Annotated in this window: 14 protein-coding genes; 11 read left to right on the top strand and 3 right to left on the bottom strand. The window is 46.5% G+C overall.

All coding sequences use genetic code 11. The annotated features are described in order from the left end of the window. Positions 1-10: 10 nt before the first annotated feature. The gene (locus tag KNP88_RS12040; RefSeq protein ID WP_214893956.1) at positions 11-643 is read right to left on the bottom strand and encodes a FusB/FusC family EF-G-binding protein; all 633 of its coding nucleotides are present in this window, start codon (positions 641-643) and stop codon (positions 11-13) included. 114 nt (positions 644-757) lie between these two features. Here KNP88_RS12040 and KNP88_RS12045 point away from each other — a divergent pair, with 114 nt between their 5' ends. From KNP88_RS12045 to KNP88_RS12060, 4 genes are all read left to right on the top strand, one after another. Continuing rightward, on the top strand, positions 758-925 hold the full coding sequence (locus KNP88_RS12045) for a hypothetical protein (protein WP_214893958.1): 168 nt from the start codon (positions 758-760) through the stop codon (positions 923-925). 39 nt (positions 926-964) lie between these two features. Beyond that, positions 965-1,486 carry a hypothetical protein gene (locus tag KNP88_RS12050; RefSeq protein WP_214893959.1) on the top strand — a complete coding sequence of 174 codons (522 nt, stop codon included), beginning with the start codon at positions 965-967 and terminating at the stop codon, positions 1,484-1,486. 81 nt (positions 1,487-1,567) lie between these two features. Then, on the top strand, positions 1,568-2,017 hold the full coding sequence (locus KNP88_RS12055; protein WP_214767247.1) for a YflT domain-containing protein: 450 nt from the start codon (positions 1,568-1,570) through the stop codon (positions 2,015-2,017). Positions 2,018-2,053: 36 nt separating this feature from the next. Further along, entirely contained in the window at positions 2,054-2,503 is a 450-nt protein-coding gene (locus tag KNP88_RS12060; RefSeq protein WP_088838409.1) for a universal stress protein, read from the top strand. A 61-nt stretch (positions 2,504-2,564) separates the two neighbouring features. On the opposite strand, the gene KNP88_RS12065 is transcribed toward KNP88_RS12060, so the two are convergent. Beyond that, positions 2,565-2,759 carry a hypothetical protein gene (locus tag KNP88_RS12065; RefSeq protein WP_088836190.1) on the bottom strand — a complete coding sequence of 65 codons (195 nt, stop codon included), beginning with the start codon at positions 2,757-2,759 and terminating at the stop codon, positions 2,565-2,567. A 150-nt stretch (positions 2,760-2,909) separates the two neighbouring features. Here KNP88_RS12065 and KNP88_RS12070 point away from each other — a divergent pair, with 150 nt between their 5' ends. The 3 genes from KNP88_RS12070 (at position 2,910) to KNP88_RS12080 (ending at position 6,988) form a co-directional block, all read left to right on the top strand. Further along, positions 2,910-3,353, top strand: coding sequence for a MarR family winged helix-turn-helix transcriptional regulator (locus KNP88_RS12070; RefSeq protein WP_029332515.1), 444 nt, complete (start codon positions 2,910-2,912; stop codon positions 3,351-3,353). A 39-nt stretch (positions 3,354-3,392) separates the two neighbouring features. Continuing rightward, a complete protein-coding gene (locus tag KNP88_RS12075) occupies positions 3,393-6,062 on the top strand; it encodes an MMPL family transporter (RefSeq protein WP_214893960.1) in 2,670 nt (889 codons plus the stop codon). A gap of 74 nt (positions 6,063-6,136) precedes the next feature. Further along, positions 6,137-6,988 carry an MBL fold metallo-hydrolase gene (locus KNP88_RS12080; RefSeq protein ID WP_214893961.1) on the top strand — a complete coding sequence of 284 codons (852 nt, stop codon included), beginning with the start codon at positions 6,137-6,139 and terminating at the stop codon, positions 6,986-6,988. A 292-nt stretch (positions 6,989-7,280) separates the two neighbouring features. Here the strand turns inward: KNP88_RS12080 and tnpB are convergent, their stop codons facing one another. Continuing rightward, positions 7,281-8,456, bottom strand: coding sequence for an IS200/IS605 family element RNA-guided endonuclease TnpB (gene tnpB, locus KNP88_RS12085; protein WP_214893962.1), 1,176 nt, complete (start codon positions 8,454-8,456; stop codon positions 7,281-7,283). 237 nt (positions 8,457-8,693) lie between these two features. On the opposite strand from tnpB, the gene KNP88_RS12090 reads away from it, so the two are divergent. The 4 genes from KNP88_RS12090 to KNP88_RS12105 all read left to right on the top strand — a co-directional run bounded on the left by KNP88_RS12090 (position 8,694) and on the right by KNP88_RS12105 (position 12,718). Beyond that, positions 8,694-9,398 carry a hypothetical protein gene (locus KNP88_RS12090; protein WP_214767241.1) on the top strand — a complete coding sequence of 235 codons (705 nt, stop codon included), beginning with the start codon at positions 8,694-8,696 and terminating at the stop codon, positions 9,396-9,398. A gap of 106 nt (positions 9,399-9,504) precedes the next feature. Continuing rightward, positions 9,505-10,665: an ROK family transcriptional regulator gene (locus tag KNP88_RS12095; RefSeq protein ID WP_214893963.1), complete on the top strand. Its 1,161-nt coding sequence runs from the start codon at positions 9,505-9,507 to the stop codon at positions 10,663-10,665. A 230-nt stretch (positions 10,666-10,895) separates the two neighbouring features. Further along, entirely contained in the window at positions 10,896-11,378 is a 483-nt protein-coding gene (locus tag KNP88_RS12100; RefSeq protein WP_029332520.1) for a hypothetical protein, read from the top strand. Between the two features lie 29 nt (positions 11,379-11,407). Further along, positions 11,408-12,718 (top strand): ABC transporter substrate-binding protein, encoded by a 1,311-nt coding sequence (locus tag KNP88_RS12105; protein WP_214893965.1) that lies wholly within the window; start codon positions 11,408-11,410, stop codon positions 12,716-12,718. Positions 12,719-12,765 lie beyond the last annotated feature (47 nt).

Here is a 12,765-nt window from a genome sequence, read left to right on the forward strand (position 1 = left end):
GCTTTTGCTGTTATTTAGCATTTGTTAAAAATTTTTCAAGATCAGAAATCGCTGTGATGGAAGCGTTACACTGGTCGCTATCGATGCATAAGTAGTTCCCGACAGCACGATAGTGATCAGCTGATTTATTTGTTCGAACCGAGACGAGCGCGACCTCATTGTTTGTTTTACAGAGGCTGCAAATTCCGTGCTGAATATTTGGTAAATAGGTGCTCTCGAGTCCGATCCACGTCCCGTCGAGCGGATAAACAAAAAATTTCTTTTTGTTGCTCGTATCATTCCAGCTCAAATACGTCGTCATTGAAAAATCAATCGTATCGAGTGGAGGAAGATGGAGTTTTTTTACCTTTGGAAAAAGTGCCTGGATTTCAGCGGGGGTGATCGTCGGAAATGGTTCGACGAACGGTTGGATTTGATCGAGATACGTGAACAGCTGTTGCTCTGAAGCTTGATTCCGGATCGTCATCAAAAGTTCCTCTTGTTCCGGGGACAGAATGGGAATGATGTCGAAAATTTTTGTCGTCGCGCTGTATAAAACGGCATCACGGACATCGGGGTCATTCACGGTCGTTAATTGTTGAAGTAATAACTCAATTTGATTCCGGATGAAATTATATTGGTGGGGCTTGATGAATGGTTGCATATGATCAACGCTCCTTTGTATTTCCATCGTACCTGAATCCGTTTCTTGAAGACAGGTTTTTTGTTTTCGAGCATGTCGCGTCGGGGAAAGACTAGGTAAGGAGGTGGACGCGAGATGTTGACACTGACGGGACTTCGTTTACTCAATTTTTTATCGTTTTTATTCGTTTTACTTGCCCGTGTCGTGTGGTATAAGACGCCGACCGAGTTACCGTTAGCAATCATGCCGGCACCATTCGTTGATGCTGTCGTCGGTGTTTTGTATACGACACTCCTGATTTAGTGCATCCGTCCAGTCCGATCTTATCCGGCAGATCGAACGTTGATACTTGATATAAGTGGATGGTTCAGTTTGACGATGATTGGACTCGGAATAAGTTCGATTGTAGGTCCGCCGTGGGAACTCGTGTTGATGACAGTGTCTTTCATAAGTCTTTGTCTCATCTATTCAAAAATTCAACAGCATCCGAACCGTTCCCCTTGGATGCGCTCGCCTTTTTCCGTTTTTCTAGCCTGGTCGAGTGTCCAAATCTTAATTTTACCGTTTCGGATTTTACGTGATTTCCGGTTTGAGGAACTGTTTGGTTTAAGTGTCTCGCTTTGGACGAGTATCATGCTGATTGTTTTTGCCGGTGGTGTACTAGTATTCAGCTGGTTCCATTCGGATTGGGTGTTTGGTGTAGTGATGATTTGGTTTTATAGTGGGATGTTCTTTAACGATCGTCTCACTTTGACACAGGAATGGATTACCGTTATTGCGACGGTGGCAGTCGCAATCGTCACAGTAGTGGTCTTTCGGAGACGACAAAAGGTTTTTTCAGAACAAAAAACACCAGTTTCTTGAAACAAACCGACAGTTTGAATCATTGCTTTTCGTTTTTTCGGGTATATCCCTTATAGAAGTTAAAAAGGGGGACACAGTCAAATGGGGAAAAAACAATTTATCGGAACGTATGAAAATGAAACCGAATTGATTCGGGATATTGAAGATTTACATTTTAAAGGGTATCTTGAGGAAGATTTATACGTCGTCTTACAGGATAAAACCGATATGGCGATGTTGCGGGGACAGTCAGCAGCACAACTCGTCACGGGTAAACGGACATTATTCGAGCGTTTTACCGGAAAGCCGGCGACAGAAGATGAAATCCGAACGGCATTTACGTCGCTTGGTCTAGCGGACGAGGAAATTGAACGTCATGTCGTCGGTGTCCGGCATGGTGCTTACGTCTTGTTCGCGGATCGAGAAGGTGCGGAGCGACCGACACCGTCACCTAAAAGTATTCTTGAGACGGAGCCGGAAGGCATCGAAGCAGAACGGAAACTCGATCATGAAAACAGAGCATTGGAGAACGAAAACAACGATAAATTATGAGTGTTGCTTTTGTTTGAGTGGAGAGGGTGAATCATGATGGACAGCCACTACCATACAATTCTGGTCGCAGTAGACGGATCAAAGACAGCAGACTTGGCATTCGATAAAGCGGTCCAGTTTGCAAAAATTGATCATGCAAAGCTCGTCATCACACACGTCATCGACATTCAGACGTTCGCGAATGTCCGTGCCAACCAACGCTTCATTGACCAAAACGTGACAGAGTATGCACAAGAATTACTTGAACGATACGAAAAACAGGCACATCAAGCCGGGTTGGATGCAGTCGAGCTCGTCATCGAGACAGGGTCACCGAAGACGCTGATCCCGAAAGTCATTGCACCGCGTGTTGGGGCAGGACTGATTGTCTGTGGGGCTGTCGGCATGAACGCAATGGAACGGATCATGATTGGGAGTGTATCCGAAAACATTGCCCGTTATGCGAAATGCGACATTTATATCGTCCGTCCAAAAACGTTAAATTAATCAAAAAAGATAAGCAGTCTCTTAACGGTAGTAGCTTAAGGGACCGCTTATCTTTTTTAGTTTACTTTGTCAGCAGGTAATAAAATACACCAAGTACGATTAAGATGACCGGTAGTAAAATCAAGTACATCCAAACCATGTTTTTAGCAGTTGTTTTGTTACTGTAGCTTTCTTCATTGCGGCTACGTCCGACCATGAGTGTAAAAATAAGTCCAATGATACAAATCACAAGGGCGATCCAAAATAAAAGGGTCATCGTTCTTCCTCCTTTGTCTAGCAAGCATCAAGCTCTCTTTTATCATATCGAACATTGTTCGGGTCTGTCTGCCTAATTGTGACAGTTTGAAGTTGACGTCAGCTAGTTGAGGGGCTAAACTAACACTAACAGTTTAGGAGGTAAACTAAAATGAAAGACAATCTTCGGGAAGCCGTCCTTCTGTTTGAGGAAGTCATGATTCATGGGACGGAACGCGTATTAAAGTCCGTTGAATCTCCCGTGTGGCGTTTGTATTCTCCAGAGCAACTTCATTTATTGAAAATCGTCGGTAAATACGGACCGATTGCTTCGGGACGAATCGCCGTCATGCAAGGTGTCCATAAAAGCGCGATTTCAAACCGTCTGAAAAAGTTAAATGAAAAAGGACTCGTGGAAGTCGAACGGGCGGAAGATGATCATCGGACGAAACAAATCATTTTGACGCAAGCAGGACACGATGTCGTCGAGGAATCGAACCAGGCAATCTATCTCTATTTGGAACAATTGATTGACGGTAAGGTCGAGGACGATGAAATTCAACAGTTTATCGAAACGTTTAAAAAGGTTAAATCGATTTTAAAGATTGAAGATTAAGCAGCAGAGAAAAATAGAACTAGAAGAGGTGGAGAAGGCATGCGACAAATCGTCAAGTGGCGCTGGCCGATCGTAATCGTCTTATTGATTGCGACAGTCGGTCTATTTTTAGCGGCACCGAACTTATCGAAACAAGCAGAGGATGCTGGAGCGATTCAGCTCGCAAGTGATGCAGATTCGCAGCGCGCAGCAGATATTTTACAGGCAGCTGGTGCAAGTGAAGAAACCATTTCGCTCGTCATCCCGTTAAAGGACAAGGTCTCAGCGTCTGACCGCACTGACATCGGTCAAATCGTGACGGATTTAGAAAAACTCGACAAACCTGTGACCGGTGTCCTTAATCCGTTTGAAAGTGAGGAAACGGAAGGACAACTTGTCTCAAAAGATAAAAAAACGGTGCTCGTTCCAATTACAGTGGACGGGTCGCAAGAAGAAATTACAGCGCTCGCGGAAAAAATCCGGGCGGATGTCCTTCCGAACGACCGGATGATTTATCTGACAGGTGAATCGCTGATTAATGCGGACGTCAATAAAAGTTCGCAAGAAGGACTGAAACGGACGGAGTTAATTACTGTCGGTTTGATTTTTGGTTTATTGCTCATCGTCTTCCGTTCGATCGTCACACCGTTCGTTCCACTGCTTGCAGTCGGCGTAACCTACCTGATGAGCCAATCATTTGTGGCGTTTTTTGTTGATTGGTTCGGTTTCCCGGTCTCGAACTTCACACAAATCTTCCTCGTCGCGATCTTATTCGGGATTGGGACAGATTACTGTATCTTACTGTTAAGCCGCTACAAGGAAGAACTGACAGCTGGACATGACGTCGAAACGGCAATCGTCAACACGTATAAAACAGCGGGTCGGACATTGCTGATCAGTGGGATTGCCGTTCTCGTCGGTTTCTCGGCAATCGGATTCGCAGATTTCCCAATCTTTAAATCATCGGTTGCAGTAGCGGTCGGGATTGCCGTCTTACTGCTCGTCCTGTTTACACTCGTCCCATTCTTCATGGCGACGTTAAAAGAAAAATTATTCTGGCCGTCGAAAAGTGCAGCGAGTCACCGTGATAGTAAGTTATGGGCACGTTACGGCGGATTATCGATTCGCCGTCCATTGCTCGCGATGGCAATCGTCGCCGTCATTACAGTCCCGACGCTCTTTACGTATGATGACGATCTTTCATTCAATACAGTCGATGAGATTGGAGAAAAATACGAAACCGTCAAAGGGTTAAATGCGATTTCAGACGGATTTGGTGCGGGAGAATCGCTCCCCGTCAACGTCATCTTAAAGGACGATAAAGGCATCGTGACAGAAGAAACACTTCCTTACGCAGAGCAGTTAAGTCGCGAGCTCGTCAAATTGGATGGTGTCAAATCCGTTCGATCGATTTCAAGACCAACGGGTGAGGTCATCCCCGATTTATACGTCGATCGCCAACTCGCGCAAATTGCAGATGGGGTCAAAGATGCCAATACGGGTCTTGGTGAAGTCAGTCAAGGTCTAGAGGAAGTCGAAAAAAACCTTCAATCGATTAGTGGACAGCTTCCGGCTGGAGACGAAGCGACGGCTGGGGCGACACAACTGCAACAGGCAGCAGATGGTCTCGGTCAAATCAATCAACAGCTCGGCGCTGTCGGTCAAGGACTGCAAACGACACAAAACATACCGCAAGCGGTCGGGACGTTGTCCGCTTTATCGGAACAATTGACGCAAATTGAAACCGGCATTGCGCAAGCGGCGACAGGAATTGAACAACAAGGTGCACAAGCTGGACAGCTCGGTGGTGGCTTGACGCAACTTGCGGACGGTGTCGGTTCGGCAAATGAGGGTCTTCAAAAAATCGAAGACGGTTTAACGGATGTAGCGGATATTCTGACTGAGATGGGCGATTCGAAAACGATTCGCGGGACCGGAATGTTTATTCCGAAAGAGACGTTAACGAATAAAGAGTTTGAACCGGTCATCGAACGCTATGCAATTGATGACGAAACAGGATTGAAGTTTGAAGTCATCTTAAACGACGATCCCTATTCGCCAAAAGCGATCGAAACAGTCGCGGCGATTAAAAAAACGACTGCGAGTACGTTAAAAGATACGCCACTCGAAGAGGCAAAAGTTGCTTACGGTGGTATTTCAAGCATCAATAGTGACTTAAACGATACGTCAAAAGCGGACTTTTCGCGGACGGTCGCGATTATGATCGTGAGTCTGTTCATCGTCCTCGCAATCATGTTCCGTTCGTTCATCATGCCGCTGTTCATGATTGGTTCATTGTTACTGACGTACTATACGTCGGTCTCAATCGCAGAGTTGATCTTCGTCAACGGACTGGGGTATGACGGAATCAGTTGGGCGGTTCCATTCTTTGGCTTTGTCATGCTTGTCGCACTTGGCATCGACTATTCAATCTTCCTCCTTGATCGCTTCCGCGAAGAAACGATCAACGGACTTGAGACGAAAGAAGCGATGTACATCTCGATGAAAAAAATGGGCTCGGTCATCATTACGGCAGCGATCATCCTCGCCGGTACGTTCGGTGCGATGATGCCATCCGGTGTCCTCAGTCTCGTTCAAATCGCGACGATTGTCATCACGGGTCTTCTCTTGTATGGATTGATTGTCTTACCGCTCTTGATCCCGGCGATTACGGTTTCGTTCGGTTCAGGTGTCTGGTGGCCTTTCCGTCAAAAAGAAAATAAGAAGTAAAGGCATTGAACTGGTCCATCCGGGCGTCATCCGGATGGGCTTTTTCGTTATACTACAAGCAGGAGGCGATGAAGATGCAACAATTTAACCAATTGACGGATTGTGTATGGTATCAAACACCGGTCAGTGAAACGGATCGACCGATTTTAGGGCTGATCGTCGGAGCAAAACGCAGTTTGATGATTGACGCAGGAAACTCGAGCCGGCATGCAGCACTGTTTTTAGAAGAAGTGGAGCGACATGGCTTGAAAAAACCTGATGTACTGGCATTGACCCATTGGCACTGGGACCACATTTTCGGACTAAAAGAAATGAACCTTCCGGCGATGGCAACGAAGCGGACGGTCGCGCGAATTGAACAGATGCTAGATTATGACTGGACAGATGAAGCACTCGAAGCGCGGATCGAGCAGGGAATCGAGATACCATTTTGTGCCGATGCCATCAAGCTCGAGTTTGGTCCGACACGTGATATAGCAGTACAATTGCCAGATATTCAATTCGAGGGAGAACTTGTCGTCGACTTAGGGGATGTGCATTGTATTCTGCGCGAAGTCGAAAATGACCATTCACCCGGGAGTCTGCTTGTTTACATACCGGAAGAACGTGTCTTATTTTTAGGGGACGCGATGTATGCTGATATCTTTTCGGCGAAATGGAACTATACGGTCGAGCGAATGACGTTGCTACTCGATGCAATCGCGGAGTATGATGCGGCGTATTACGTCTGGTCGCACGGTGAGGCAATGCCCCGCGAAGCGTTCGAACAAGAAGTCGTGATGTTACGTCAGGCGATGGATGTGACGGATCGAGCAGGTGGGAAGATTTCAGAGATGCATCGATTATACAAAGAAACGGTCGACCGTGTGTTAACGTCGGACGAAGAAGAAACGCTCGTCTTTTTTGCGAACGGGATGAAATCTTAAAGAAATCAATCGTCAGTTCGGAAGGAATTGATGCCGCAAAAGGCGAAACTATTCAATATGAGAAAAATTGGATAGATGAGAAAGGGAGTTGTATAATGTATCCGGATAAAAATAATCGGAACGAAACAAGCGACCGTGTTTTTTTTGGTACGGGAAAATTTTTTTTCGTCTTTGTGATTGCGCTAGTGCTCTATGTGCTCTATGACTTGTACCTCCATTGAACTACCTCCACCTACGTTTTGCTTAGAGGTGGAGGATTCCTGAGTGATTCGACCTAACGGTCGAAAATTGATCAGGCTAATCCCGTCGTCCCGACGGTTGAAGAAGCTAAGAGGCGTTCTGCTTCTTGTTTGAGGTTCAATCCTGCGTTCACATCCCGGTCGTGATGAATCCCGCAACTCGGGCATGTCCATTCACGCAAGCCAAGATGCTTCACGTCTTTGTGTTGATGTCCGCAACTGGAGCACAGTTGACTGGAAGCAAAGGTCTTGGCGACCTTGACGACAGTCTTCCCGTACCATTCTGCCTTGTACTCCAGCATGTGGAAGAACTCTGACCAACTGACTTCGGAGATGGACTTGCTCAACTTGTGATTCTTCTGCATGTTCTTCACCTGCAAGGTCTCGATGCCGATGACGTCGTGGTTTTTGACGATTTCGGTCGATACCTTGTGCAGGAAATCGGTTCGCTTGTTCGCGATCTTCTCGTGGATGCGGGCGACCTTCCGCTTCTGCTTCTGATAGTTCTTCGCCTCGGAAAGTTTTAATTTCTTGTCCAAGGCCAACCGTTGACGACGAGAGAGTTTACGTTGCTCGCGCGCCAGCTTTTTCTCAAGCGAGCGGAAGTAACGGTCGTTCTTGTATACCGTGCCATCCGACAGGATGGCGAAGTGCTTCAACCCGACATCGACGCCGACGGATGAGCCCGTCTTCGGCATTTCGTTGCTTTCCTGCTCGACGAGCAGGGAGACGAAGTATTTTCCTGAAGCGTTACGCCGGATGGTCGCGTTCAAGATGCGTCCGACGACCTGCCTCGAGTTAGCGAAGCGCACCCACTTCAGCTTTGGAATTTTGATTTTGGCGCCGACGATCGAGACTTCTGGAAGTTGAGACTTGCCCTGAATGTTCGTCTTATACGATTGAACAGGGTTGCACTTTGACTTGAAGCGGGGTCGTTCGTTCTGCTTCTTAAAGAAGCGGTCAAAGGCATCGGCAAGATGTTTGACGCTCGCTTGAACAGACGTGCTATCGACTTCCTTCAGCCAGTCGAACGCCTGCTTCAACATCGGAATTTCTTTCGAACAAGAACCGTAAGACAGTCCTTTTCCTGTCATTTTGTATGTCTCATCCCACTTCGCCAAGAAGTGATTGAAGACGAAGCGCGAACAACCGATCGTCTTCGCGATTAGGATTTCCTGCTCTTTTGTCGGATAGATTCTGAATTTGTAGGCCTTGTGCTTCATCACCATTTTTCACCGCCTTCAAAGGGAATCTACCCGAAAAGCAGGCTGGCGATTCATCTCCCACTTTCACTTCGTTTAGAAGTAGGCGTATTCTCGCCTAATTTTGATAAAAACAATCTGACGCGTCACCTTCCTGAAAAAATCGGAAGGTGATTTTTTGATTTTTAGGGGAGTGCAAAGAGACCAAATTTTGGGTAATAATCAGCATGAGACACTTACAGGTTTTTGCAGAGGAGGCACAACATGAAACGCATCCAGATTGCCGACTTTGATCGTCGTTTACCTGGGAGAGAGCTCCGGGAGACGACGCATTATTATGAAGTGATTTTTATGAAAGATTACGAAGAAATGTATCCTTCAACACAAGTACGAACGATTCAATTGGCAGATATCTGTGTCAACTTAATCGTGATGCCGGAGCGGACGTATCTTGTCTCCGCGTTATTTTTGAAGCCGGTCGAAGTAACAGATGTCGTCGCCTGGATTCAACTGTACACGATTAGTTTTGCGACAGCTGATGACTCGGGTTATTATGTCGAACAGGCGGATGAAATTCTTGAAATCGTCCTGTATCAAGACAATCCGATTGTCATTGCGACACGAGGGGATGACCGCCTTTATTATGAGACGAAAGGAGCGATTGAAGTGCGCCGAGCCACCAATGAAGGAATTGGAAACAAACCATTGTTGTATTTGAACGGAGAAGCATGGTTCGGGGTCCCGCGACTTGAATTCAACCCGAAGCAAGACGAAATCCATGTCAATGGAACGTTTTTGTTCGCTGATTATATGGACGTTTATCAAGGTCATGTCAGCTTTTTTCGGAAGACGGACCCAGAATTGCCGGCTGTGTTGCTAGTCGGGCAGGCCATTATTGAAATGGAGTTGACGGAAAAGCCAGACGGTAGCCGAATCCTCGTCATCGAGCAGCCGTATGATGAAGCGTGAAACCTCGCCTCTTTCTCTTTCAAAATGAGTTGAAAAGGAGACAGTGAAATCCCTTACAAAATGTGCGAAGATAGGAAGGAGAAGGTTAGAGGGGATGAGGGGAAGCATGACGAAAGAGACACCACGTAATTCAAAATGGATGCGCTCCTACAATCGGGCACTTGTGTTACGCCTGATTCGAATGCATCAGCCGATTTCGAGAGTCGAACTTGCCCAGCGGACAAATTTGACGAAGCCGACGGTCTCGAACATCGTCAGTGAGTTGATTGCCGATGGTCTCGTGACGGAACGGGAACTCGGAGTTTCGAATGGGGGACGCAAACCAATCATGCTTGAATTGGTTGCGACGGAACAATATGTCATTGGAATCGATGCGACGAGTCATCGTTTCATCGGTGTCATCGCCGACTTGAGTGGAAATACGATCCATGAAGTCGAATCACTCGGACAGTTTGATACGAATGACGATATGATTGATGCCGTCAGTCAACTGTGTGGAGAACTGATTGAAGCGACAAAAGGTGTCGGGACGATTCATGGCATCGGGATTTCTGTCCACGGGATGGTTAATCCGGAAACAGGTGTCATCCTATTTGCCCCTCGGTTCCACCTTCATGATGTCGCACTAAAAAAACATTTAGAGGAACGATTTGCCTATCCAGTTTTCATCGAGAATGACGTGCGTGCGCTCGCTTCCTTCGAATTGTTATTTGGCGAGGGGGTTGGGGTCGATCAATTCTTTTACCTTTATGCAGGCGAAGGGATTGGAGGCGCCTATGTACTGGATGGAAAGTTGATTGATGGGGAAAACCACATCACGGGTGAAGTCGGACATATGCGACTTGATTTAGATGGACCCATCTGTTCTTGTGGCAATCGTGGTTGCCTCGAGGCATTGGCAGGCGAAAAGTCACTGTTGCGCGATTTTGAAGTCATTGATCCGCAAGTAAAAACCTTACTGGAACTGCGGAGTCGTTTAGTGGCAGGAGACGAACAAGCGGCGCGCGTTTATCATCGAGCAGGAGAGTATATCGGGATTGGTGTATTGAATACGATTCACTTGTTGAACCCGAAACGGATTTTACTAGGCGGCCCGATGTTTGAACGCGCACCGGGCATCGTCGAGCAGATTAAAGAACGGGTCGCGCATACGGCGCTGACAACAGCCTCGCGACAGACGGACGTGAAGATGGTGCCGTGGAGTGAAAAACAAGGGGCACTTAGTGCCGCAGCTTTAGCGACGAACAGTGTATTTCAAACAATTTAAAACAGGACCTACTGACCGTTGAAAAAAACTGGCGGAAGTAGGTTTTTTTGTTTTCTCAAAAAAATAAAAAATAATTTATGAAAACGTTTACAACCGTAGAATCGATATGCTATAGTCTTTTTAAAGATAGATAATAAATTTAATTTACTAAGTTCATGTGAACGGTGGAGGTGGATGCGGACTGGCGAAGACCAGTCGAGCTGAAACGGAAAGAAGGAGGCAACGCGCCGATGGAAACAAAAGATCCGTGGGTTTCCTATCGTGAAGCTTTTGGGCGTTACGGGGCCATCCGCGGCTTTTACTATGATCGCCAAACGCAGCGGATGACTGAACAACAACTAGGGGATGAACGGTCACCGGACCAAGACATCGTGCTCGTCCGTCCGCGACAAGATGGAGTTTTTCAATTCCGGATGTCATCCGTGCAAGGAGTATTGACAATCCGTTCCTCAGAACTGCATGTTCGAAAAAATGAGAGCGGATACATCGAATTACGCGCATTGATGCAACAAATGCGGACGGCAGGCTGCTTAACACTTGGCGGAGAGTTTTACTTATTTGTCGCTCGCGAAGTCGACACACTCGATTATCGGTTACGTTTGATTGCCCGCGTGTTGATTCGGCTACAGGGAATGCCGATCGACCAAACGGTGATGGAAGACTGGTGCAAACAAGCGAAACTGGAAGGTCAACACGGTCAAAAATACGCATGATACTTACACATAAAAAGGGGATCAATCAGATGAAATTTAAAAAATCGAAAATTTTAGCGGCAGCATCGGTTCTTACATTATCAGCACTACTCGCAGCTTGTGGTGGCGAAGATGAGCAACAGACGACAACAAAAGACGGTAAAACAATCGTTACCTGGTGGGGCTGGGCACCACAACCTGAAGCTGGGAAAGCCGTTGTCGATGCGTTCAATAAATCGCAAGACAAGTATTCAGTCGAATTCAAACGGTACAGTGAAGACTATGAAAAGCAACTTCAAGTCGCAATGTTGTCAGGTAAAGGCCCAGACATCATTGGCTTAAAAGAACCGATGATTCAGCAGTATAAAGATCGTGTCGTACCGGTCGATTCATATATGGATAAAGCAGCCGGAGATGGATGGAAAGATAAATTCGTCGAGCTCGGGATTGAACAGACGACACTTGATGGTACACAATACGCAGTCCCAATCGGTTTCACAGGACAAGCATACTTGATGTACAACAAGACGATGCTTGATAAATACGGTGTCACGCCACCTAAGAACTATAAAGAAACGGTCGATGCCGTCAAAAAAATCAAAGCGTCTGGCGATAAAGTCATTCCATTGATGCTCGGAGCAAAAGATGCTTGGATCGACATCGATGTCTACAATGTCCTCAGTCACCAAGTCGCGCCAGGTTATATTCAAAAAGTCTTGTCGGGTGAAGCAAAATGGACAGATGACGAAATGGTCAAAACAGCACAAGTATGGCAAGACCTCTTCGAAGATAAAGTCTTCCAAGAAGGAGCGCTTGGTCTTGCGACTTACAATGACGGGATGAACCAGTTCTTCGATAAAAAAGCTGCGATGTGGGTCATCGGTTCATGGGAAGCACACTCGATGACGACGGCTGAGAAAAAAGACAAATGGAAAATTGACGATGAGCTTGGATTTGCACCACTTCCTAACCTCGTAGGCGGAACAGAACAACCAATCATCGCTTCAATCGATATGGCGCTTGGTGTCAATAAAGAATCGAAACAACAAGAAGGTGCAGCAGAGTTCATCGCCTTCATGAGTCAAGGTGAAGGACAAGAAGTATACATGGGTGAGTTCGAGATGGCACCAGGAATTAAAGATGTCACGATCGACTCTGATTCCGCTTTCACAACGGAAGGCGAAAAAGAATCATACAAAATGTTAAACGATACGCTTGCAGACGCAGTCGCGAGCCGTGGAATCCGGGATACGAAATTGAACGATATCCTCGGGAAGGAACTTCAAAATATCGCAACAGGTCAAGATCCGAAAGAAGCACTTCAACGTGTTCAAGATACAGCGGATAAATCGGCGAAATAAGCAGTAGACAGCGAAGTGATGCGCCTGGCGTATCACTTCCTGATTTT

Origin of the sequence: Exiguobacterium sp. H66 (assembly GCF_018618705.1) — a bacterium.
GTDB lineage: Bacteria > Bacillota > Bacilli > Exiguobacteriales > Exiguobacteriaceae > Exiguobacterium_A > Exiguobacterium_A oxidotolerans.

Excerpts from the sequence above, each read along its gene's own strand:
- KNP88_RS12080 (WP_214893961.1), top strand. The coding sequence starts at position 6,137 with ATGCAACAATTTAACCAATTGACGGATTGTGTATGGTATCAAACACCG.
- KNP88_RS12070 (WP_029332515.1), top strand. The coding sequence starts at position 2,910 with ATGAAAGACAATCTTCGGGAAGCCGTCCTTCTGTTTGAGGAAGTCATG.
- tnpB (WP_214893962.1), bottom strand. The coding sequence starts at position 8,456 with ATGGTGATGAAGCACAAGGCCTACAAATTCAGAATCTATCCGACAAAA.
- KNP88_RS12055 (WP_214767247.1), top strand. The coding sequence starts at position 1,568 with ATGGGGAAAAAACAATTTATCGGAACGTATGAAAATGAAACCGAATTG.
- KNP88_RS12100 (WP_029332520.1), top strand. The coding sequence starts at position 10,896 with ATGGAAACAAAAGATCCGTGGGTTTCCTATCGTGAAGCTTTTGGGCGT.
- KNP88_RS12040 (WP_214893956.1), bottom strand. The coding sequence starts at position 643 with ATGCAACCATTCATCAAGCCCCACCAATATAATTTCATCCGGAATCAA.
- KNP88_RS12105 (WP_214893965.1), top strand. The coding sequence starts at position 11,408 with ATGAAATTTAAAAAATCGAAAATTTTAGCGGCAGCATCGGTTCTTACA.
- KNP88_RS12075 (WP_214893960.1), top strand. The coding sequence starts at position 3,393 with ATGCGACAAATCGTCAAGTGGCGCTGGCCGATCGTAATCGTCTTATTG.
- KNP88_RS12060 (WP_088838409.1), top strand. The coding sequence starts at position 2,054 with ATGGACAGCCACTACCATACAATTCTGGTCGCAGTAGACGGATCAAAG.
- KNP88_RS12095 (WP_214893963.1), top strand. The coding sequence starts at position 9,505 with ATGACGAAAGAGACACCACGTAATTCAAAATGGATGCGCTCCTACAAT.
- KNP88_RS12045 (WP_214893958.1), top strand. The coding sequence starts at position 758 with ATGTTGACACTGACGGGACTTCGTTTACTCAATTTTTTATCGTTTTTA.
- KNP88_RS12090 (WP_214767241.1), top strand. The coding sequence starts at position 8,694 with ATGAAACGCATCCAGATTGCCGACTTTGATCGTCGTTTACCTGGGAGA.
- KNP88_RS12065 (WP_088836190.1), bottom strand. The coding sequence starts at position 2,759 with ATGACCCTTTTATTTTGGATCGCCCTTGTGATTTGTATCATTGGACTT.